General features: G+C 33.7%; 19 protein-coding genes and 1 pseudogene. 10 read left to right on the forward strand and 10 right to left on the reverse strand.

Features of this window, described 5'->3' with window-relative positions:
• Window positions 1-24: 24 nt before the first annotated feature.
• Window positions 25-849, forward strand: a complete 825-nt coding sequence (pdxK, locus tag CO726_RS16830) for a pyridoxine/pyridoxal/pyridoxamine kinase (RefSeq protein WP_099685015.1) — start codon at window positions 25-27, stop codon at window positions 847-849.
• Window positions 850-935: 86 nt separating this feature from the next.
• Here the strand turns inward: pdxK and CO726_RS16835 are convergent, their stop codons facing one another.
• The 8 genes from CO726_RS16835 to CO726_RS16875 all read right to left on the reverse strand — a co-directional run bounded on the left by CO726_RS16835 (window position 936) and on the right by CO726_RS16875 (window position 10364).
• Entirely contained in the window at window positions 936-1994 is a 1059-nt protein-coding gene (locus CO726_RS16835; protein WP_098759033.1) for a GGDEF domain-containing protein, read from the reverse strand.
• A gap of 147 nt (window positions 1995-2141) precedes the next feature.
• Window positions 2142-2345 carry a YbdD/YjiX family protein gene (locus CO726_RS16840; RefSeq protein WP_000919816.1) on the reverse strand — a complete coding sequence of 68 codons (204 nt, stop codon included), beginning with the start codon at window positions 2343-2345 and terminating at the stop codon, window positions 2142-2144.
• Entirely contained in the window at window positions 2338-4413 is a 2076-nt protein-coding gene (cstA, locus tag CO726_RS16845; protein ID WP_099685016.1) for a carbon starvation protein CstA, read from the reverse strand. Before cstA ends, CO726_RS16840 begins: the two co-directional genes overlap by 8 nt.
• Before the next feature lie 121 nt (window positions 4414-4534).
• The gene (locus tag CO726_RS16850; protein ID WP_099685017.1) at window positions 4535-5251 is read right to left on the reverse strand and encodes a LytR/AlgR family response regulator transcription factor; all 717 of its coding nucleotides are present in this window, start codon (window positions 5249-5251) and stop codon (window positions 4535-4537) included.
• 279 nt (window positions 5252-5530) lie between these two features.
• On the reverse strand, window positions 5531-6730 hold the full coding sequence (locus CO726_RS16855) for an MFS transporter (RefSeq protein WP_098759030.1): 1200 nt from the start codon (window positions 6728-6730) through the stop codon (window positions 5531-5533).
• 295 nt (window positions 6731-7025) lie between these two features.
• On the reverse strand, window positions 7026-7766 hold the full coding sequence (locus tag CO726_RS16865) for a WecB/TagA/CpsF family glycosyltransferase (protein WP_099685018.1): 741 nt from the start codon (window positions 7764-7766) through the stop codon (window positions 7026-7028).
• A 15-nt stretch (window positions 7767-7781) separates the two neighbouring features.
• Complete coding sequence (locus CO726_RS16870; protein WP_098759028.1) at window positions 7782-8882, reverse strand: glycosyltransferase family 4 protein; 1101 nt, start codon at window positions 8880-8882, stop codon at window positions 7782-7784.
• A 78-nt stretch (window positions 8883-8960) separates the two neighbouring features.
• Window positions 8961-10364 carry an O-antigen ligase family protein gene (locus CO726_RS16875; protein WP_099685019.1) on the reverse strand — a complete coding sequence of 468 codons (1404 nt, stop codon included), beginning with the start codon at window positions 10362-10364 and terminating at the stop codon, window positions 8961-8963.
• A gap of 271 nt (window positions 10365-10635) precedes the next feature.
• Here CO726_RS16875 and CO726_RS16880 point away from each other — a divergent pair, with 271 nt between their 5' ends.
• The 3 genes and pseudogenes from CO726_RS16880 (at window position 10636) to CO726_RS33185 (ending at window position 12701) form a co-directional block, all read left to right on the forward strand.
• Window positions 10636-11268, forward strand: coding sequence for a trimeric intracellular cation channel family protein (locus CO726_RS16880; RefSeq protein WP_000924369.1), 633 nt, complete (start codon window positions 10636-10638; stop codon window positions 11266-11268).
• A 251-nt stretch (window positions 11269-11519) separates the two neighbouring features.
• Window positions 11520-11897, forward strand: a pseudogene (locus CO726_RS33180) (protoglobin family protein); the annotation flags it as partial.
• Window positions 11895-12701, forward strand: a complete 807-nt coding sequence (locus CO726_RS33185) for a methyl-accepting chemotaxis protein (RefSeq protein ID WP_425427800.1) — start codon at window positions 11895-11897, stop codon at window positions 12699-12701. The pseudogene CO726_RS33180 and the gene CO726_RS33185, both read left to right, overlap by 3 nt.
• A gap of 91 nt (window positions 12702-12792) precedes the next feature.
• On the opposite strand, the gene CO726_RS16890 is transcribed toward CO726_RS33185, so the two are convergent.
• A complete protein-coding gene (locus tag CO726_RS16890; RefSeq protein WP_099685021.1) occupies window positions 12793-14106 on the reverse strand; it encodes a glycosyltransferase family 39 protein in 1314 nt (437 codons plus the stop codon).
• A gap of 312 nt (window positions 14107-14418) precedes the next feature.
• Here CO726_RS16890 and CO726_RS16895 point away from each other — a divergent pair, with 312 nt between their 5' ends.
• The 5 genes from CO726_RS16895 (at window position 14419) to CO726_RS16915 (ending at window position 20934) form a co-directional block, all read left to right on the forward strand.
• Window positions 14419-14931: an acyl-CoA thioesterase gene (locus CO726_RS16895; RefSeq protein WP_000412133.1), complete on the forward strand. Its 513-nt coding sequence runs from the start codon at window positions 14419-14421 to the stop codon at window positions 14929-14931.
• Between the two features lie 384 nt (window positions 14932-15315).
• Entirely contained in the window at window positions 15316-16770 is a 1455-nt protein-coding gene (locus CO726_RS16900; RefSeq protein ID WP_099685022.1) for an oligosaccharide flippase family protein, read from the forward strand.
• A 28-nt stretch (window positions 16771-16798) separates the two neighbouring features.
• Window positions 16799-17620 (forward strand): glycosyltransferase family 2 protein, encoded by an 822-nt coding sequence (locus tag CO726_RS16905; RefSeq protein ID WP_099685023.1) that lies wholly within the window; start codon window positions 16799-16801, stop codon window positions 17618-17620.
• Between the two features lie 209 nt (window positions 17621-17829).
• Window positions 17830-19383 (forward strand): ABC-F family ATP-binding cassette domain-containing protein, encoded by a 1554-nt coding sequence (locus CO726_RS16910; RefSeq protein ID WP_000055390.1) that lies wholly within the window; start codon window positions 17830-17832, stop codon window positions 19381-19383.
• 93 nt (window positions 19384-19476) lie between these two features.
• Window positions 19477-20934 (forward strand): glycosyltransferase family 39 protein, encoded by a 1458-nt coding sequence (locus tag CO726_RS16915; RefSeq protein ID WP_099685024.1) that lies wholly within the window; start codon window positions 19477-19479, stop codon window positions 20932-20934.
• 74 nt (window positions 20935-21008) lie between these two features.
• Here the strand turns inward: CO726_RS16915 and CO726_RS16920 are convergent, their stop codons facing one another.
• Window positions 21009-22469 (reverse strand): glycosyltransferase family 39 protein, encoded by a 1461-nt coding sequence (locus CO726_RS16920; RefSeq protein ID WP_099685025.1) that lies wholly within the window; start codon window positions 22467-22469, stop codon window positions 21009-21011.
• 375 nt (window positions 22470-22844) lie between these two features.
• Between CO726_RS16920 and CO726_RS16925 the strand changes: the two genes are divergently transcribed.
• The gene (locus tag CO726_RS16925) at window positions 22845-23228 is read left to right on the forward strand and encodes a GtrA family protein (protein WP_061680095.1); all 384 of its coding nucleotides are present in this window, start codon (window positions 22845-22847) and stop codon (window positions 23226-23228) included.
• Window positions 23229-23261 lie beyond the last annotated feature (33 nt).

Genomic DNA, 23261 nt, shown 5'->3' on the forward strand with positions numbered 1-23261 from the left:
ATATCACCTGAGGGGGCTTTCATAATGACATTAAATAAAGCACTTACTATCGCTGGTTCTGACACAAGTGGCGGTGCTGGTATACAAGCAGATTTAAAAACATTCCAAGAACTTGGTGTATACGGCATGACATCTCTTACGACAATCGTAACGATGGATCCACATAACGGTTGGGCACATAACGTATTCCCAATCCCAGCTTCTACATTAAAACCACAGTTAGAAACGACAATTGAAGGTGTTGGAGTAGATGCTTTAAAAACGGGTATGCTTGGATCAGTAGAAATTATTGAAATGGTTGCAGAAACAATCGAAAAACATAATTTCAAAAATGTAGTAGTTGACCCTGTTATGGTATGTAAAGGTGCTGATGAAGCATTACATCCTGAAACGAATGATTGCTTACGTGACGTTCTTGTTCCAAAAGCATTAGTTGTAACACCGAACTTATTTGAAGCTTACCAATTAAGTGGTGTAAAGATTAATTCTCTTGAAGACATGAAAGAAGCAGCGAAAAAAATTCACGCTTTAGGTGCGAAATACGTCCTAATTAAAGGCGGTAGCAAACTTGGTACGGAAGCTGCAATCGACGTCCTATATGATGGAGAAACATTCGATCTTCTAGAATCAGAAAAAATTGATACGACAAATACACACGGCGCAGGTTGCACATATTCTGCTGCAATTACAGCAGAACTTGCAAAAGGAAAATCTGTGAAAGAAGCGGTAAAAACAGCTAAAGAATTTATCACAGCTGCTATCCGTTATTCATTCAAGATCAACGAGTACGTAGGCCCGACTCATCATGGTGCATACCGTAAATTCGTTGCATCGAAAGAACTTGTCTAACATATAAATGAAAACACCCACAGAGGAAATATATTTCCTCTGTGGGTGTTTTTTAATAACCTTTATATCTTCCAGTCATCTTATCTTTAAGATACAGAACTAACCTGATTTCTGCCATTTCTTTTGGAGTAATATAACGCGTCATCAGCAGCTTGAATAAATTGCTCCGGTGATGCTTCATATACCGAAATTCCTACTGAAACTGTAACTTTTATTTTTGTTCCATTTAATAATTGGAATGAATTTTTTTCAACAGCTGTGCGAACTTGTTCCCCCATACGCATTCCATAAGCTAATCCCTTCTGCGGTATCAAAAGCGCAAACTCCTCTCCACCCTTTCGAAAGGCCAAACCTGGAAACGTTGAAACTTCTCGTAAAATACGTCCTATTTGTTTTAATACTTCATCTCCTGCTGGATGCCCATACGTATCATTTACACACTTAAAATGATCAATATCTATAAGTAGTAAACAAAGCGAATCATTTTTCATGCGTTTATTACTAATATGACGATTCATCTCTAAATAAAACTGTCTTACGTTTCCTAAACCTGTCAATGCGTCTATCGTTGCATATTGCTTCATCGTTTGAAATAACTCATTGGATTGTAAAACGTAATTTGCACTTATGAATGTTATGTAGCCTGTAATAATACTAGAAATTAAATATAATCCCACTATGTTAATATCTTTAATTAACCATATATATATTGAGGGGACTAGAATAGACAAAATATATGTATGTAACCATAACCATTTTTCTCCTAGAGAAAGATTTAGACGCGAAATAAAGATACTACCTACTCCTATCGCAATAAGTGTATAAAAGGCTACTTGAGACGCTAATGAATAATCCATGAATACTAACCTAGTTACTAAAATCATACTAACAGTTATAGTACTCGCTATTGGTCCTCCAATTATAACGGCTAGAATAACAGCTAAGTAGCGTAAATCCAATAGGCTGGTACCAACATGAACACCGAAATACATTAGTAATATACCTAATATCCCAGTAAAAATACCTACTACACATTTCTGCCAAAAAGAGAATCCTTCTTTTAACGGTTTATCTCTTAAAAGCTGACCTCCAACAAAAATAAAGGAAAGAATAATTGTTGTGTTTACAAATAAATCCCTTAACATAAAATAAGCTCCCTACTTTTTCGTCTATACCTTTCCTTATTTTATTGTATACGAAATCCCTATAATTCCCAAATCTTTTCATTTATCTTTTTCTGTTCCACGTGAAACAGAAAAAATAAAAAAGGACGAAATTTCGTCCCTTTTTTATTAACAACAACGTGATATTTTTCCGCCCTTTGCATTAAATCTAGCTTCTTGCGCCTCAGCGAAAAATTGCTTTTGACATACAACTTCTTCTTCTGGATGATGCTTTTTCATATGCTCTACATATGTTTCATAGCTCGGTACCCCAACAAGTAAACTAATAAAGTGTTTCCTTTGTCCCCATACTTGCTGTAGCCTTTTAAGCATAGTTCCTCGACTCACTTTCATCTCTAGGTATATATGGTGCCTCTTTTAACGGCATCGGCTTATTTCTTAATACTTGAATCCAAATTCGAATTGCAGAAATTAATACAGCGATTACAACTATCATAAAAATCCCGCAAAGTGCTGCATCAATATAATCATTGAAAATAATTTGCTTCATTTGAGCGACATTTTTAGCTGGTGCTAACACTTTACCCTCATCTAATGCTCCCTGAAACACCTTTGCGTGGGATAGAAATCCTATTTTAGGATTTTCATGAAATAACTTTTGATAACCCGCCGTCATCGTTACAATAAGCAATCCGACAGTTGGAATAAGTGTCACCCAAACATATGCCTTTTTCCCCATTTTGAACAAAATTGTCGTTCCAAGTAATAATGCAATACCCGCTAACATTTGGTTTGCAATGCCGAAAAGTGGCCATAATGTATTAATTCCACCAAGTGGATCTACTACCCCTTGGTATAAGAAATAACCCCATCCTAATACGCATAACGTTGTAGCTATTACATTCGCTAATGTAGAATCCGTTTTCGCAAATGGCTTATATACATGCCCTAAAATATCTTGAATCATAAATCGGCCTACACGCGTTCCAGCATCAATCGTTGTTAAAATGAATAGCGCTTCAAAGAGAATCGCAAAATGATACCAAAATGCCATCATGGCCGTTCCACCTATTACTTGTGAGAAAATATATGCCATACCTATCGCTAACGTTGGTGCACCACCCGTACGTGATAAAATCGTTTGCTCTCCAACGTTTATCGCAAGGTCTTTTAGTTCATTTGGTGTAATAGCAAATCCCCATGAAGAAATAACTTGAGCTGCCTGCGAGACATCGGTACCGATAAGCGCTGCGGGACTATTAATTGCAAAATAAGTTCCTGGTGTTAATACACAAGCTGCAATCATCGCCATCGCCGCTACAAACGACTCCATTAACATTGCTCCATAACCGATTGGCTGTGCGTGTCCCTCTTGTTCAATCATCTTTGGCGTTGTACCTGATGAAACAAGAGCATGGAATCCAGACACCGAACCACAAGCAATTGTAATAAATAAGAACGGGAATAAGTTTCCGGAGAACACAGGACCAGTTCCATCGATAAATTTCGAAACTGCTGGCATTTGTAGCTCTGGTGCTACAATTAAAATACCAATTGCTAATCCAACAATTGTTCCGACTTTTAAAAATGTGCTTAAATAATCACGCGGTGCTAAAAGCATCCAAACTGGTAATGCCGATGCGATAAATCCATATACAATAAGCATAATAGCAATTGTTTCACCGCTAAACGTGAACATACTTGCAAGCGCTGGATTTTCTGCTACATACTGTCCTCCAATAAGAGATAGTATAAGTAGAATAATTCCGATTACTGACCCTTCACCAACCCTCCCAGGCCTAATGTAGCGCATGTATACTCCCATTAAAATAGCGATAGGAATCGTCGCCGCTATTGTGAACATTCCCCAAGGACTTCCAACAAGCGCCTTTACTACTACTAATGCTAATACCGCTAATAAAATAATCATAATGCCTAAAATACCTATCATTGCAATAAGCCCTGTAACAGGACCGATCTCATCTTTAATCATTTCTCCTAATGATTTACCATTCCGTCTCATAGAAGCAAATAAAATTACAAAATCTTGTACAGCTCCAGCGACAACTACCCCAACAATAATCCATATTGTCCCTGGTAAATATCCCATTTGTGCCGCCAAAATCGGTCCTACTAAAGGTCCTGCCCCAGCAATGGCTGCAAAATGATGTCCAAATAATACCCACTTATTTGTTGGAACATAATCTTTTCCATCGTTTAAAGTATGGGCTGGTGTTTGCCGATTATTATCTAAACCAAATACCTTTCTCGCTATAAATCTACTATAAAAGCGATAAGCAACTGCATACACACATACCGCAGCTACTAAGAGCCACACGGCATTAATAGTTTCACCTTGTGATAAAGCTATTACACCAAAAGCACCTGCTCCTACTGCTGCAATAACTCCCCAAAGTAAAATCGACTTCAATGTTTTCACATACAATCCCCCCAATACTATTTCTTAGTGGGATTGTACTAAATTTTCTGAATATTTAATTTGAATCCTCCTTATCATGAAGGATTTTTAGGTTATCATGTTAAAATTTTCGCATTATCTGCTATAATTCAATTTTATTCCGAAGCTTTTTCACATAATTCCGACTAACCGGAATCGGTTGCTCATCATATTTATCTAAATAAAGATTATATGTGCCATTATAATAAGGCTTTAATTCTTGTACATATGACATATTAATTAAATAACTTTTATGTACGCGTAAAAAATCATATACATTTAGCTTATTTTCCAGTTCCTGAAGTGTATATGTTGAAATATACTGATTATTTGTTGTATAAATTGAAACCGTTTTGTTTTCCTTATTTTTGCTTACATATACAATATCTTCAGGGAAAATGTACCTAATTCCCTCTTGACCTTCTATCGGTAGTTTTCGCAAATAACTCTTTGCTTTCTCGCCTTGCTCTTTCACCATTCTATATAAAAGGAATTGCAAATCTTCTTCACGAAATGGGCGTAGTAAATAATAAAATGCTTGAAAACGAAATGCCGTAATGGACTCTTCTATATCTTCACCCATAAAAATAAATTTCGTATAACAATTTACTTCCCGTAATAAACTCGCGTATTCAAAACCCGTTCCCTCTATTAATTTTGAATTTAAAAAAACAAAATCTGGTGTGTGCTTTTTCATGATAAATAATGATTCTGTTCCTGTATTTGCTTCAAAACATTCTACATTCCTTATATTTTCAGTAAATTTTTCAGCTAAACTTCTTCGCTCTTCTACTTCTTCCATGACCAGTAAAATTTTCATTTCTACAACCACCTAATTCTTTTGTCCGTATGTCTTGTTGTATACATTCGCTTTTATAAGGAACATTCCCTTTTTTCTTACTATACCATTATTTATCTAAAAAAACAGAAAAAAGGGAACCATCACGGTTCCCCCTGCCCTTTTATTCCATTATTTGTAGGCAGTAAAACTCACACTGCAAGACTCGCTGAATGCGAAGAAATGAGGTGCAAGTCTTACTATCATAGTGTGGGCCAAAAATCAAGTGGGAATACATCTCTCACTAATTAAAGTTTCACCTTATACTAATTCTCGTTGCTTCGTTTCTTGCCCAAGTATAATTACAGCAAATACACCAATTAAAATTGATCCACAGAAAATCGTAAATATTAGTGATAGTGAAGCCTGTGAAGCAACTAAATATCCTACTAATAGCGGCCCAAGGATACCACCAATACGGCCGAATGCCGCAGCCATCCCTGCGCCTGTACCACGAATAACTGTTGGATACTGTTCAGGTGTATAAGCATATAATGCACCCCAAGCACCTAAATTAAAGAAGGATAGTAACATGCCTGCTACGATTAATACTGTTAATGACTCCGCCACTCCAAACAAGTAAGCACTGCACGCTGTACCAATTAAATACGTAACTAAAACAAACTTACGACCAAGACGTTCAATAAACCAAGCAGCTGTGAAATACCCTGGCAATTGAGCTAACGTCATAATAAGTACGTATTGGAAACTTTTTATTAAACTAAATCCTTTTAATACCATTACACTAGGTAACCAAAGGAACATCCCATAATAGGAAAAGACAACAGAAAACCATAGAATCCATAACATAATTGTTGCCTTACGATATTCCCCAGACCAAACTGATTTTATATTTTCAATAACGGATGGTCTTTTTTCAACCTTTTGGAAGCTTGGGGAATCCGGTAAATTCCATCTTAAATATAAAGCATATAGTGCTGGAACCGCACTCAATACCATTGCAACTTCCCAACCATATTTCGGAATAACAAAATACGAGATAAGAGCTGCAATTAGCCATCCACCAGCCCAAAAACTTTCTAATAGCACAACTATTTTGCCACGTTCATGTGCTTCAACACTCTCTGATACTAATGTAGAAGCAACTGGAAGCTCTCCGCCAAGCCCCATACCAATTAAAAATCGTAAAACAAGGAACATCGCAAGTGTTGTCGTTAAAGCAGTTAAACCACTACCGATAGAAAATAGTAATAATGTAATAATAAAGACTGATTTCCGCCCTATTTTATCTGATAGTATTCCAAAAACGAGCGCTCCGACTGCCATACCAATTGAATTAATGCTGCCTATCCAGCCCATTTCTTGCGTACTTAATCCCCAATCTTTTTGCAACGCTACCATTACAAATGAAAGCATTCCAACGTCCATTGCATCAAATAACCATCCAAGCCCTGCTATGCCAAGTAGCTTTCGCTTCGAAATTTCTTTCACCTTACCCACAAGAAGTCCTCCTTACACAGCTGTCTTTACACATCATTTTACATGTGTGAATTGTATAAGTAAAATACTTTCGTGTAAAAAATTCTCCTTCATCATTCCCAAAAGATAAAATACTTATCCCACTATTTGAGGGCAGTAAGACCCCCGCCTCAAAATTCAGCTGGAGCAAAGAAGGTAAATTGAAAATGCACTACCTGCCATTAAACGCCGAATTAGTGAAGGTCCACAATCAATGGTAGATGAACAAAACCTCACTTTATCAAAAATGACCAAATAAAAAAGTAGCGATAGAACGCTACTTTTTCGCACGCATGACTTCTTTTAAAAATTCCGCTAATACTAACTGACGACGCCAGCGCGTTGGATTACTACACAATCTATAAAACCACTCTAAATGGATCGCTTGAATCCATTTTGGTGCACGTTTTACCTCCCCAGCCCATACATCTAAACTTCCGCCCACTCCAACAGCCATTTTTGTTTCTAAACGATGCTTATTAGTTTGGATAAAGTTTTCTTGTCTTGGGAAACCAAGTGCGACAAGTAATAGATCTGGTTTTGCTTCTTGAACACGAGAAACGATTTTCTCTTCTTCTTCTTGTTTAAAATACCCATCTTGTATACCCACAATAGATACAGCTGAATACGTCTTCGTTAAATGATCTGCTGCAGCTTGTACAACATGCGGTTTTGCACCAAGCAAGAAAACAGACACCGGTTTATTCTCTTCTGATAGCTTCGCAAATAAATTACACATTAAATCAAAACCTGCTACACGTTCCTTTACAGGTGTACCTAGCATGCCACTTGCTTTTACAACTCCGATACCATCGGGTGTAATTAAATCTGTATTTAATAATGTTTTATGGAATGTTTCATCCTTTTTTGCACACATAACAATTTCAGGATTTGCTGTTACTACCTGAAAAGTATGAGTTCGCTCCAATTCTAGTTGTCCCTTCAAATGTTGGATTGTTTCATCCATTGTCATTGTAGAAAAAGGAACACCCAAAATATCAACCGTTTTTACTTCCATGATTAACTATCCTCTCTATTTCAGTAAAAGTTTTTTATATGCATTATAAGTATCTTCATACAAATTCTTTAGCGAGAAGTGAGTAGATGCGTGATTATATAAACGATTTCCCATCGCTTCTAATTCACCATTCAACCATTTTTCATATGCATTTTCTAATGCATTTGCTAATGAGTCTGCATCACCAATCGGTACAACCCACCCATACGTATCATCAACTATTAACTTTCTCATATCACCTACATTTGTTGCAATAGACGTTAAGCGCTGATTAGCCGCTTCTAATAAAACAAGAGGAAAGCTTTCGCTATAAGAGGTTAACAAATTAATGTTTGCAGATGCATATAATTCTTTGGAATCTGTTCGAAAACCTAGAAACATCACCTTGTCCTCTAAGCCCTTTTGTTTCACCATCTCTTTTAATTCTGCTTCTATAGGTCCATCACCAAGCAAGAGCACCTTTATATTTGGAATTTTAATTTTTTGTAACGCTTCAAATAAAATATCATGACCTTTAACAGGATGAAGACGCGCTACTTGAATAGCTGTAAATACTCCTTCATCAATGCCAAATTCACTCTTATCATAAGGTTTTGCTGGAGTACTATCATACTCAATTCCATTATAAACCGTACAAATCTTCTCTTCTGGTACACCTAATTTTATTATGTTTCTCTTAAAGTTTTCCGTAATTGCAAAGAATAAATCTACCTTCCTGAAAGAACGTAAATTTAACTTCGTAAATACCCATCCTTTTAATCCCCTCTTCATAAAATCCAAAGTTGGATCACTGTGGACAGTCATTATCCATTTCGCTTTTATACCTTTTTTCAAGAGGGAGAGATAGAAATTTGCTCGTGCGCCATGTGTATGCACAATGTCAAATTGATTTTCATTAATAAATGCCTTTATTTTTGAAAGAATTGATAGGTCGTACCGAGATGATTGAGTAAAAACATGCACTTGAATGCCAAGGTTTCTCGCCTCTCTAGCAATCGCACCTTCTTCAAATACCATTAATTCCACTTCTTCCTTTGAAAACTGAGATAAAAGTGAAATAATATGTGTTTTCCCCCCACCTTCTTCTGCACCAGCATTCATATGCAACACTTTCATTTCTTACATCCCCCATTTTTTTCTTTTTATTTACTATAACAAAATAAAAGCTAACATATGCTAGCTTTTATTTTTCTATCATTCAATTTCCAAGTCAACTATTAAATATGCCATGATTAATACTAAGTAGAAACTCACTCCAGGTGCAATTAAAATATGACCAGCCATGAATGAGATACCTAATCCGAGAAGTATCGCTGCAATCACCAATGCATATTTCACTGTGAATATTTCTTTAAATTTAGTAAATACACATGCAATAAATTTAATACCGAAGTATAAGAATGGAATTACAAGTAAAATAAACCCTATGATTCCGAAAGAATAGAACCAATCGTGGAAATCACGTTCAATTAATTTCGGCTGTTCTTTATAGTTACCAGCATAACCCATTCCTAATAATTTTTGAGACATTGGGGCTTCATTATAGAAATCTTTATACATCTGTTCAAATAATTGACGCCCACTAAAAATAAGTGCTTGCGTTTCTTCTTTTTTCTCCGCTACTTTTTCTTTTTCTTTCTCTTTTTCTTTTGCTTGCTCTGTCACAGGATGTTTTTTATGCTCTTTAGCTTCCTCTTTCTTTTTCTCTTCCTTTTTCGCACTCTGTTCTTGTTCAATTAATTGGAAATGAAATCCCATATTTTTCATAAATGGTGAAAAAGGTGTATATGCCAATATGCCTACAAATACAGTCATTGCAAGAAAACCATTTAATAAATAAGCATGTTTTTTTCCATCTTTACGTTGTGTAAATGCTTGAATAAAGCACATAATAACTGCGATAGCCATTGTTCCAAAAATTGCTCCTACGCCAACCTTTGTCCCAATTGCAAATAGAGAATATACAACTAAAATTGAAGGAATCCAATAGTATGCTTTGCCTATACTTTTTGTTTTTTCAATTGAGTACAAAATAACAATTGGACACATGATAGCTAAAATAGATCCAAGCTCGTTACCTGCATAAAACCAGCCGCGCGACCCCAATTTTACCCATTCATAACTATTATAATCTGTACCAGTAGTAATCGAAGCTACCATTACTACTCCTATAATTAGCGATGCATACGTAATATAATTACGCATTTTCGAATGACTTTTTTCTTTTAAAGACTTAAATACAAACACATAGCAAGTAAGCATAACAAACGGATATAATGCTTTTGCTATAAACTTAATTTCTTCTGTAAGTACCATAGGATTTTTTGTAAGCTTGTTATTTACCAATCCGATAGTGAAGACTATTCCTACTAAGATTATATACAATATATATTTTATATTTCCTTGTTTCTTCGTTTGAATTAAAATATATATCCCACTTAGGAACATAACGAATAAGCGTGTAATAACTCCAATGGTCGTATCAATTTTTAAAACCATGATACAGAACGCTGTAAGTAAATCTAAAATCGGTTGCAACAAAATAAAGATTAGTAGAAAATTTTCAAATTTATTACTTTTACTATTTTCGCTTAACATCTAGAACCTCCATAACGATTACCAAATTTCAATCTATATAGTTAATATTTTTTTCTTATCTCAAATATTTATTATAACACATATTTTTTAATTAAACGTCCCACATTTCTCCCCAATCTTACCTTATAGAAAAAAGCGTATTTGTATTTTCAAGCGCTTTCTTTCCTCATTTTTTCTTTTTTTCTACATGTAACGAAAATGCATTGTTATTTACATAACTTTAGTGTATATTTTTTCTCTGGAACATCTTTAGGAGGAAGGGATTACAGCAATGTTATTAATCGACATATTTACGTTTCTTGGCATTATCGCCGCTGCTATTTCCGGTACATTAGTTGGTTTAAAAAAAGATTTAGATTTATTCGGTGTCCTTTGTCTAGCTGTAGCTACTGCGCTCGGCGGCGGTATTATTCGTGATATTATGATTGGTAACCTGCCTCCCGTCGCATTTGTTAAACCCATTTACTTTTTCGTAAGCGTATTATCAGCATTATTTACTTGTATGTTTTTTGAGCGTATCAATAAACTGCAAGTCGTTATTATGCTTTCTGATGCTGTTGGCTTAGGTGTTTTTACAGCTATTGGTGCAAATGCGGCAATGTCACATCATGTTGACGCCTCATTTTTAGTTGTTTCAATGGGAGTCATTACAGGTATTGGAGGCGGTATTTTGCGTGACATTTGCGCTCAAGATATCCCCTACGTATTCCGAAAAGAAATTTACGCAATCGCTTCTATTTTAGGAGCTATTAGTTTCCTAATCACACATGCAATGGGGGCACACGTATTAGCTTTCTATGTTTGTTTATTAGTAACATTCATTATTCGTGTTGTCACTGTAATATATAATGTACATTTCCCAGTTTTCTTTAAAACACATGCTAAAATTAATAAAGGCCATTAAGAGAATTCTACATAGAATTCTCTTAATTTATATACTATTCTACACACTAATGTAGAGTAATTGTATATAAAAATATATAATTATATTGTAACTAAAAAATGAAAACGCTTTACACACAGGGGGGAAGAACAATGCTTGGGGTTTTTAAAAAACATACAAATAAAACAAACGTCAGTGTACTTGAATTAAGTAAGGATCAAAAAATCACTTTTAACGTGCCTACTAATTCTGAACTGAAGATTCAAATGGATATGCTACATATTTCAAAAGAAGATTTACAAGTCGTAAAGGTACTACAACCCTTTATTTATGAAGAAATTGATTGGATTACGGAAAAATTCTATGTCAATATTACAAAACAGCCTAATTTAATTACTATTATTGAGCGTTATAGCTCTATTCCAAAACTAAAGCAAACTTTAAAAACGCATATAAAAGAATTATTCAGCGGAGATATGCATGAAGATTTTATTGAACAACGTGTTAGGATTGCCAAAAGACATGTACAAATTGGCTTACATAGAAAATGGTATACAGCTGCTTATCAAGAATTATTCCGCTCTATCATGAAGATTTTGCAAACAAAAATTACAACAATTGAAGATTTTTCTTATTCTATAAACGTAATAAATAAATTATTCACACTTGAACAAGAACTTGTTATTGCGGCTTATGAATCTGAATATGAAAGAATGCAAAAAGAACTTGAAAAAGAAAAAGAAATAACAGCTATGACCATTACGCATATTGCAACAGAATTAGCATCTGTATCTGAAAAAACGAGCGCTTCTATTCAACAGCTAACGGCTAAATCTGAAACGATTGTAGAAATTGCCAAAACAGGCACATCATTAGCTACAACATCAGAAGAAAAAGCGAATAAAGGTAAAGAACAATTAAATAAGCAAAATAAACGAATGGAATACATTCAAATGAACATGGAAACGATTATTACAGATACTCATGAACTTCTCAATATTTCTAACAAAATTAATGAAATTATAGATATTGTAAAATCAATTGCAGAGCAAACGAATTTACTCGCACTAAATGCTGCGATTGAATCTGCTCGTGCTGGGGAATTTGGTAAGGGCTTCTCTGTTGTAGCTGGAGAAATTCGAAAGTTATCAGAGCAAACGAAAGAATCTATATTCAACGTGACAAAGCTCGTCGAAAAAACAAATGAACAAATTATTCGTGTCTCTTCTTCAGTGAAACAAATTAGCTCCCTCGTATCTGAAGGAACGGATAGTATGTCTGCAACAGATCAATACTTCCAAGAAATTGTAAAAGACATGTCTAACTCGAAAGAGCAGAATAAAAAAATCGAAAATGAGTTAGAAACCATTTCACAAGTAATGAAAGGAATTCAAGACGATTCCTCAAAAATGGCTCTAACAGCCGATAGTTTACAACTGGAACTGAACCGATAGAGTGAAGATTATGTCAGTAGAGGTACTTTATCGCTGCTGACTCTTAGTCCTCATCGTCCATTCAAAAAAAAGAATCCAAATTGGATTCTTTTTATTTTCTGAAGAATATTTTTTGACAGTACACATAACTCATATAAACACCAAAGCTTTGCAAAATAAACAAAGCTGGTACAATAAGATTGTAATATGCCATATCTACTTGGAAGAGCCTTAACAATACGTATCCACTAATTAACAATAAGAACAACATATATCCTTCGTTCTGTTGTTTCTTAATAAAAAAGTGTAATAAAGCAATAGACATAAACAATGTTACCGCTATATATATAAGTTTTTCACATTTAAATAGAATAGAATGTATTCCCTCATCTGAGAATTGATTCATTACTGGCTTTAAAAGTTTAAATCTTTCTTCTTCAATCTCTTTTAGCCTTTGATCAATACGCTCTGTTACGCTTTGATTCTTTGTTATTTCCCTCTCATTTTTACCTTTTCCAATCAAAACAGATTGAACATACGTTTCATTTGAAATCGTATATTGTGACATTCCCATTGTCTGAATTCCGTAACTCACACCAAAATGGGCACTATAAAATAGAATAAGTATCCCTATCATCTTTAGTAATACTTTTTGCTTCATTGCTGATTGAAAAAGTTCAATTAACAACACATATACAACAATAAAAATAGGAAGAAATAATCCCAATGGGAAAATCATATTACTACATGCAAATAAAATTGCTGAAAGCACCCACATATAAGGATGATCTAAACCTTTATATAAAAGTATGTAACAAGCTAAATAAAATAAAAATATTGCGAGCGATTCTGATGTTAATAAAGAACTCATAAATATATTTGGAATATATAAAGCGTAAAATACAGACGCAATACGACCGCATTCTTCTCCAAAAACTATTGCTGCAATACGATAAATGAAAAATGCAGTCCCTGTGCAAAATAAAATATTAAATAACTGCAATGCGGATACTGTATCGCCAAATATACGAATGATAATTGATTCATAAATAATAAAAGGTAACTGCGTTACATTCTCTACACTATTACCAATTGCAACCTGTTTTGCAGACTCAAACATAGATTTCATATCACCGATTATCGGAACGTCTACAAATAAAACCATACTAAGTCTCACGACTATAGATGTACCAATAAGAAAACCAAGAAATTGTTTATCTGTAAAACGATACTGTAAAATCGATGCCACTAACAGCATGAGAATAACGAAAATAACCAATACGATTGTTACACTTGTTGTACTGTCTCCAAAAAATTGTTTACTTATTTCAAATGCAGACCAACAACTATAAACAAAAAATGCAAGCATCGCACCAATCATTATTTTACTGAAAAAAGACGAAAAATTTGTTTGTATATGATTCATATTTCCATTGCACCTCTATTTCCATTCATAACAAAACGATTCTATCATGAATAGGTGCACGGCTGATAGGGAATTTCTATGACAAATACAGGGTCCTAATTTTTTCACTTGCAATGTAAGCGAATCCTCTTTTACACTACATTTTATATATGATAAATTTTCTTTCAGTTACATGAATACAAATACAGAAGTTTTGCTAACTCTCTTCTGGAATTCTTTACTTCATTAAACATCTATAGATTTTTAATATTTTTGTACTCCACTCACAAGACATGTCATTCTGATTGAAAACAGAAAATAGGGGCTGACCATATGGAAAAGAAATTCATGCGAGAATCCAAAGCAATTAAAACAACACGTGTTTTTCCGAATGATTTAAATAATCATCAAACACTTTTCGGAGGAAAATTATTAGCAGAAATTGATAGTATCGCTTCAATTGCAGCTGCAAGGCATAGTCGTAAACATTGCGTAACAGCATCTATCGATTCTGTTGATTTTTTAACTCCCATTCACCAAGCAGATTCTGTTTGTTACGAAGCATTCGTATGTTATACAGGAAAATCTTCAATGGAAGTGTTCGTAAAAGTAATTGCAGAGAATTTATTAGCAGGAGAACGTAGAATAGCTGCAACATGTTTCATTACATTCGTTGCATTAAAAGATGGAAAACCTTCTTCTGTTCCACAAGTACTACCCGAAACGGAAGAAGAACATTGGCTACACACAACTGGTGCTGAGCGTGCAGAAAGTAGAAAAAAAGGGCGTGTAAAAAGCAAAGAAATGGCTGAAGTTCTAACTTTAAGTAAACCTTGGAGTATGTAGGCCTTCACCATTAAGACATCTTCTGAGCGAATAACGATCATGTATTCGCTCATTTTTTATAAACAACTTCCCACCTTCATACAACCATTACTCCTTTTCACACATACTATGTAATATTTTTATACATACCCGTTTGCTATTAACTTTTTCTAATGAATAAAATCTCATTTATAATACGGTTCTATCCTATCAATAGTTGCTTTACAAAGTTTATGTAGGGTACACTTATACGGGTGGTCAACAAAACAATTTAAGGATTTGTAAATCGTGTAGAAAACACCTTACACTTCATTATATTGAAAGAATTAACTGTAGTTAAAAACCTTACTATGACATAGCAAGTATTTTAATTAAATTGGATTATTTTAATGGAAAGGTGAAATTATGCAGAAATCAATTGCTTCAAATATTTTTTATAAAATACTGCTCAATACGTTTAATATTATCCTTCCAATTTTAGTTGGTCCTTACGCATATCGAACGTTAGGAGCAACTTCAATCGGAACCGTTAATATTGCTGAAACTTTTTTCAATTACTTCTTCGTGTTCGCCGTATTTGGTGTATATCAATATGGTTTACGTGAAATTAGCTTAATTAAAAACGATAAGAAGAAAGTTTCTAAGTTATTTACAAGCCTCTATGTAATTAACTTCACAACTAGTATTTTGGCTTTATCAGCCTTTGTGCTCTTTAGTTATATTGGATATGGACATCATAGTCTATTTCCTGTTCTTCTTATTTTCGGTTTTAATTTTATATCTAACATGTTTTATGTAGAATGGTTCAATGAGGCATATGAAAATTATGATTTCATCACTAAAAAAACAGTTATCGTTCGATTAATCTATGTCGTACTTCTTTTCTCTTTGATTCATGGGGTTGACGATTACAAAACATATGCTGGTTTATTAGTATTATCAACATTTTTAAACCACTCTATTAGCTTTATATATGTGAAACGCCAAGTGAAATTTGATTTTTCCAACTTAACGATTATTCCTCATTTAAAACCGTTACTATTAGTCTTGATTTTTTCAAATGCTAATATTTTATATACTCAATTAGATCGTCTTGTTTTAGGAGTATATGTTGGAAAAGAAGAAGTTGCATATTACGTAATGGCTTTTCAAATTATGATGATTATTAATACACTTATGTTAAGTGTTGTACAAGTAACCGTTCCAAGATTGTCTTATTTATCAGGAAATGCATCTGAACTGGAGTATGAATCTTTACTAAATAAAATTTCAAAAGTGTATTTCATTACCCTATTCCCTGCTGCAATCGGTTTAATGCTCATTGCTCATGGAGCTGTTGTTATTTACGGTGGACAACAATTTGCTGAGGCTGGTAATACATTAATTGTTTTCGCCTTCTATATGATTACAGTCGGTATTGAGTCCATTTTATCGAATCAAATTATTTATGTAAAAAAGAAAGAAAGCATTTTAGTGCGATTTTTATTCATTTGTGGATTTATCAACTTAGCATCCAATATTGCACTAATATACTTCCATGTACTTACACCAACAACCGCAATTTTCACAACAACAATTGCGAATTGTTTCTTAATCACATTTGAATATATTTATGTGAAAAAGAAATTAAAAGTGAATTATACGTTATTCAATATACAAAAACTTAAATATCTATTTTATTCACTAACATTTGTCCCCATAGCATTCGTTATTGATATGGTAGTATCTGGACAAATACTACAAGTTATCCTAGTCATAATAACGTGTGGATTAACGTATGCCCTTATCCTCTTTATAACAAAGGATGAAATTCTATTTTCACTACTTGAAAAGATACTGGCACGATTCAAAAAAGCTTAAACGCAATCTCTAAAAGGAGCTGTTAAACTTGAAATTTTCTTTAATCATGGCTACTTGTGGCAGACGTGATGATATTCTTGACTTACTAAAATCACTTGAACAACAAACTTACAAAAACTTTGAACTTATCGTAGTAGATCAAAATGATACGCCAATCTCTGATTTATTTGATGAATATAAAGATAAATTTTCTATAAATTACATTTATACACCTATTAAAGGACTATCAAGAGCTCGTAATGCGGGCTTAAAAGTAGCAGATGGCGATTTTATCGCTTTTCCAGATGATGATTGTATTTATGAAAAGAATGTTTTAGAGAGTATATTAGAAACTTTCAACTCTAATAAAGATGTGCATTTCATCTCAACAAACACGACAAATGTTGAAGGAACTGGTTCTTTAATACACGCACCGAGTACAGACATTATTTTAAATAATAAGTATGGATTCATGGGGCCTTCTTTCACCCTATTCTTCACAAAGCAATTTGTACAAGATGTAGGTACATTTGATGAAGATTTAGGTGTTGGTTCTGGCACGATTTATGGAGCTGGTGAAGAAACTGACTTTGTACTACGCGGTATGAAACAAAATTATACTGGTTTATTTAGAAAAGATCTGTTCGTATACCATCCTGTAAAAGAGGAAATTATTAATGAACAATCATTAAAACGTGCCATTTCTTATGCTGGTGGTTTTGGTAGGGTTATTCGCTTACACTATGGATTCCCTTATTTCTTACGTGCTGTCGCTGCCGCAACATTCCGTATGACACAAAATATTTCTAATGATAAGCGCAAGTTCCACGCAAATCGCTTACGCGGAATTGTTCGTGGATTTTTAAAATAAAAACAAGGTGTAACCACTTTTATTAAATGGTTACACCTTATTTTTTTATTTCTCTTGCATAGCTTATTTCTTGCAAAGTAACCCATCATTCTTTTATAATCGCATCCCCCACTGGTCAATTACATTATATATTTTTGAAATGATAGCATTATATCCAAGAATTTAGTATCATGATTCAAGACACTATTTAGAAATGAACGGAGGACATTATGAGCTTATTAACTGTTGAAAAATTAGGCCATACATTTGGTGATCGTACATTATTTAAAGATGTATCCATGCGCTTACTTGCAGGAGAACACGTTGGATTAGTTGGAGCAAACGGTGTTGGTAAATCAACATTTATGAATATAATTACTGGTCAGCTTATCCATGACGAAGGTCGCGTTGAATGGACACCTGGTACAAATTACGGTTACTTAGACCAGCATACTATTTTAACACCTGGTCGCACAATTCGTGATGTATTAGCAGATGCATTTTTACCTTTATTTGAAAAAGAAAAAGCTTTAAATGAAGTTACAGAGAAAATGGGAACTGCTACACCAGAAGAATTAGAGGAACTTCTTGAGCAAATGGCAGAAATTCAAGATGCTCTTGAAGCAGGTGGCTTCTATTTATTAGATATTAAAATTGAAGAAGCAGCACGTGGTCTTGGAATTGACGCGATTGGGCTAGATCGTGATGTTGCGGCATTAAGTGGTGGACAACGTACAAAAGTATTACTTGCAAAGTTACTACTTGAGCAACCAGAAGTACTTCTATTAGATGAGCCTACCAACTATTTAGACGTTGAACATATTCATTGGTTAACAAATTATTTAAAAGAGTATCCACATGCGTTCCTATTGATTTCCCATGATACGGAATTTATGAATAAATGTGTTGATGTTATTTTCCATCTAGAATTCACAAAAATGACGCGTTACACAGCAACATATGAAAAATTCTTAGAGCTAGCAGAAATCAATAAAAATCAACATATCAACGCCTATGAAAAGCAGAGAGAATTTATTAAAAAGCAAGAAGACTTTATCGCCAAAAATAAAGCTCGTTACTCAACGACTGGCCGTGCAAAGAGCCGTCAAAAACAACTTGATCGTATGGAGCGTATTGATCGTCCTGAAACAGCTATTAAGCCTGAGTTCTCCTTTAAAGAAAGTCGTGCAAGTAGTCGATTTGTCTTCGAAGGGGAAAATGTGGAGATCGGATATACACATCCGTTATTACCGAAATTAACAATGACAATTGAACGTGGTGAAAAAATTGCAATTGTTGGATGTAACGGTGTCGGTAAATCAACACTGTTAAAAACAATTTTAGGTAAGATTAAACCATTAAGCGGAAAAACAAGTCTTGGTGACTTCTTAAATCCATCATACTTCGAGCAGGAAGTAAAAGCTGATAATATAACACCAATTGATGATGTTTGGAATACATTCCCTAGCTTAGACCAACATCAAATCCGTGCAATGTTAGCAAAATGCGGCTTAAAAAATGAACATATCTCTCGTCCACTGAACCAATTAAGTGGTGGCGAACAAGCAAAAGTTCGTTTATGTAAACTAATGGGTGAAGAAAGTAACTGGTTACTCTTTGATGAGCCAACAAATCACCTTGATGTTACAGCGAAAGAAGAGCTAAAAAAGGCGATGAAAGCATATAAAGGAACAATTCTTCTTGTATGCCACGAACCTGATTTTTATGAAGATTGGGTAACAAAAACTTGGGATGTAGAGAAATGGGCCCAAGAAAATTCTTAATCCCCTAACAACATCCCTTTACACTCATATTTAATGTGTAAAGGGATTTCGTTTTAAATAACCATGCAATTTGATAAGGAGTTTTTATATATAATGCAAAGTACATTTTTTCCAAAACTCAATACATTTTTTGTGAAATGTTTATTAGTGCTATGTCTTATTATTTCAGCAGCTATTACATTTCAATCAGTAGCTGTGGTTAGAAATCAAGCTAACACTCGTTTACTTATAATAATCCCAAGTATCATTATAATAGGTCTTCTATTTTTACTAATTGGTTATATTTCTAATAAATATATGTCAACGCTAGTATTTACTATTTCACTTATCATTTTAGCCTTCTCTATTCGATTAATCTGGGTTCTTAATATCCAAACCCCTGTCGAATCAGATTTTGCTTTGATGTACAACGGCGCTATACAAGCAACTAAAGGAGATTTTAGTTTTGCCCAAAGTATATATTATACTTCATGGGTTTACCAACTTGGATTTACAATGTACCAAGCTTTTATTATCAATTTATTTGGTGAAGGTACCTTCCTTTTAAAGCTCTTAAATGTGATATATTGCACAGGAACAACATTACTCGTTTACAAAATAACTTCTCATATATTTAATGAGTGGTCTGGGCGCATAGCTGGATTACTGTACGCAATATATATCCCAAGCATTGTATTAAGCTCAGTCCTAACAAATCAGCATCTTGCTACATTCTTATTTTATCTTGGGTTTTATTTATTAATTACAAAAGGATTAAGCCATAAATACATGTGGATTTTCATAGGGATTTCACTTTCTTTAGGGGATATCATGCGTCCTCTTGGTGCTATCATCCTGATTGCGGTAACTATTTATGTTTTTTTACAAGGTATGCTAGGCAAATCAAAACAAGACATTTTCAATTCCATTAAGAAACTTTTTGGGATTTTCATCGTGTTTTACCTTATACATTACATTATAAGTTATTCATTTATATCTGCTGGAATTACACAATATCCGCTATCTAACCGTGATCCTCTTTGGAAATTCACAGTAGGATTTAATCATGAAACAAAGGGTGGTTATTCTGCAGCTGATGCAGAATATATTATGTCCATTGAAATCGGTGAAGAACGTAAAGCTGCTGAAAAGGAACTAATTCAAGAGCGACTAGCTGATCCACAAAAAGTTTTATCTTTATTTGGCGATAAATTCACGCTCATGTGGGCAGATTACGACTCAGCCCCATCGTGGAGTCTACTAACACTGGGGAACACAGATAATAATATGATTACTTTACAAAACGACCTTATGAAATATGAAAAGTATATGTATATTACAGCTATGTTATTTGGTACGCTAGCATTTCTTTATCTCATCTTGACTAAGCAAAACAACACGCATTACACACTATTTTTATTATTGATAATTGGTTACGTAACTGTTCATTTCTTAATCGAGTACCAAACAAGATATCGATACTTCATCATTCCTAGCTTTACAATCATTCAGAGCTATGGCCTATATTTATGTTATCGATTTATATCGAACAGAAAAACCTCAAAACTATAAAATACAATAAGGATTTAAATATCAAAAAAAATTAAGAACAAATAAAAAGGCATGAGCCCAGTGCAATACCGAACTCATGCCTTTTCATTTATATCTATATTCTCTTTTTTACTATAAGCATGATTTATGCCGAAAGCAGCCAAAATTATCATTGATATTGTAGCCGAATAATGATATCTTGATGCCACTTCTACTAACAACTGCGCCATTGTTAGCCCTATCGCATACAAGCAAATAATAAATAAAGCGGATTTATTTTTATTTCTTATGGCTACTAATACACCTAGTAATGAGGTAGCAATTAAGAAGTAATAAAACATATTAGATGCTATAGTATATCGTACTTTATGATCTAATACAGGTCCAGCATAGGAAACAGCTGCACTATCCTCACCTAAAAACTCAAAGAATTTATCAGAGAATAATTTCACAAAATTGATATTACCACCTTGTATCCTTTTCTTTGCTTCTTCTAGCATTTTCTGTTGAGCGTCATCAGCACTCCATCCTGGTTTATCGCTATAATGAAACAATAGTTCAGCATCTGGCTGATTCCATTTCCCCGAGCTTTCCTCATTAAAGCCTACATAAATGTTATATCCTGGAGCTGATGCTATCTCCTCACCTAGACGTAATGTTATATACTGATTTATCGCCGAAGAAAAAATAAGGTATCCAACAATGATAACACCTACATGTATTATCTTGTTTAACCATATTTTTTTATTCCCTATCTGCTTTGTACATATAATAAAGGTCCATATTACTACAGCTATAATTGGAACTGCCGCAATTGGTCGTACCATGTTCATAAACGAAAGTAATGCTGCTATTAAAATGGCATAAACAAGTAATCTTTTTATATTCATATTAGAGATTTTCTCATGAACAATTATCATAATCATCCAAATCAACAACAATACAGTACAATAGAGTGGCTCTGACATCGCGAACATATTATACATTGTTTGAGAAGGTAAAGCGATCCATAAAACACTTGCTGTTATTGCAGTTTTAACCCCACCAATTTTTCTAGCTATAGCATATATTAATCCCATTGATACTGTAGTTAAAATGACATTTAAAATAGGTGGTATCATATAACTTGATCCAAATATTTTCAAGAAAATACTTAAGAATGAAGCATAACCAAAAATATGTGGAAATAGTGCTATGTATCTATTAGTAATAACGAAGTTCTTACTTAATTCTTCTGCCGTATAATAAAACGTTGCATAATCAACTAATGGCTGGATTTGATAGCTGAGTACCCATGTTAATTTAACTGCTAAACAAACGATTACTAAAACGAAAAAGCATGTTTTTTCATTTAATTTTTCTAGATACAGCGAACTTTTTCTAAGGATAAAACTTCCCACTATAGATAATAATAAAACACCCACTAATAATGTTACATAGTTATATTTTTGAGTATCTGAAAAATAATTAATAAGTAATACCGACGCAAAAAAACCGTATATGATATATACCGCACGTGTAGAGAAAGTAGACATTCCTTTTAAAAATAAGTTCAACACAATTTACTCCTTTAACATTAATATAAGAATAGCGTTAACTCCATTACAAAAACGTACTGAATATGTAGAGCTATTCATTTATACAAAAAAACTAAAATACCCATTTCATTTTTGTTTACACTATACTTTTTCTGACTGTTGATAATAAATAAATCATACCATATATTCGCCTATATTTTACACATATCACCTACTCTTTTTCATATTCCCCAAAACCAAACCCAATTGAAATTCATTGCTCAGAAAATTATCTTACCTAAAATAAATAACGTTTAAGCATGAAATATGCTATAATTGATAGTTGTTATGTACGAGTAACCTTTCTACATTTCCTGTTTTGTTTATACATTTTATAAAGTTGAGGATACTATTATGGAGAAACTCTTAAAGTTTGGTTTAGTAGGGATCTTTAATACACTCATTACAATTATTAGCTTTTGGATATTATTAAAATTCGGTATGAACTACCTGATTGCGAATACCATTGCCTATTTAATTGGTGTTGCCAATAGCTACTATTGGAATAAAAATTGGGTGTTTAAACCTAATAATAAAAGCACGTCAATGTTCTTTAAATTTCTAACTGTAAATTTAATTGTATTGGCTTTTAATACATTATGTTTATTTATATTAGTAGACAAACTTACTCTTAATGCATTAATTGCACAGATCTTCGCAATTGGTGTCGGAATGGTTATAAATTTTGTCCTTAATAAAATTTGGACATTCAACCAAACTGAAAAGGCTACTAATTAAACTTGAACAACTTATTAAAAATACGGAGGATAC

The organism is Bacillus fungorum (genome assembly GCF_002746455.1).
Taxonomy (GTDB): Bacteria; Bacillota; Bacilli; order Bacillales; family Bacillaceae_G; genus Bacillus_A; species Bacillus_A fungorum.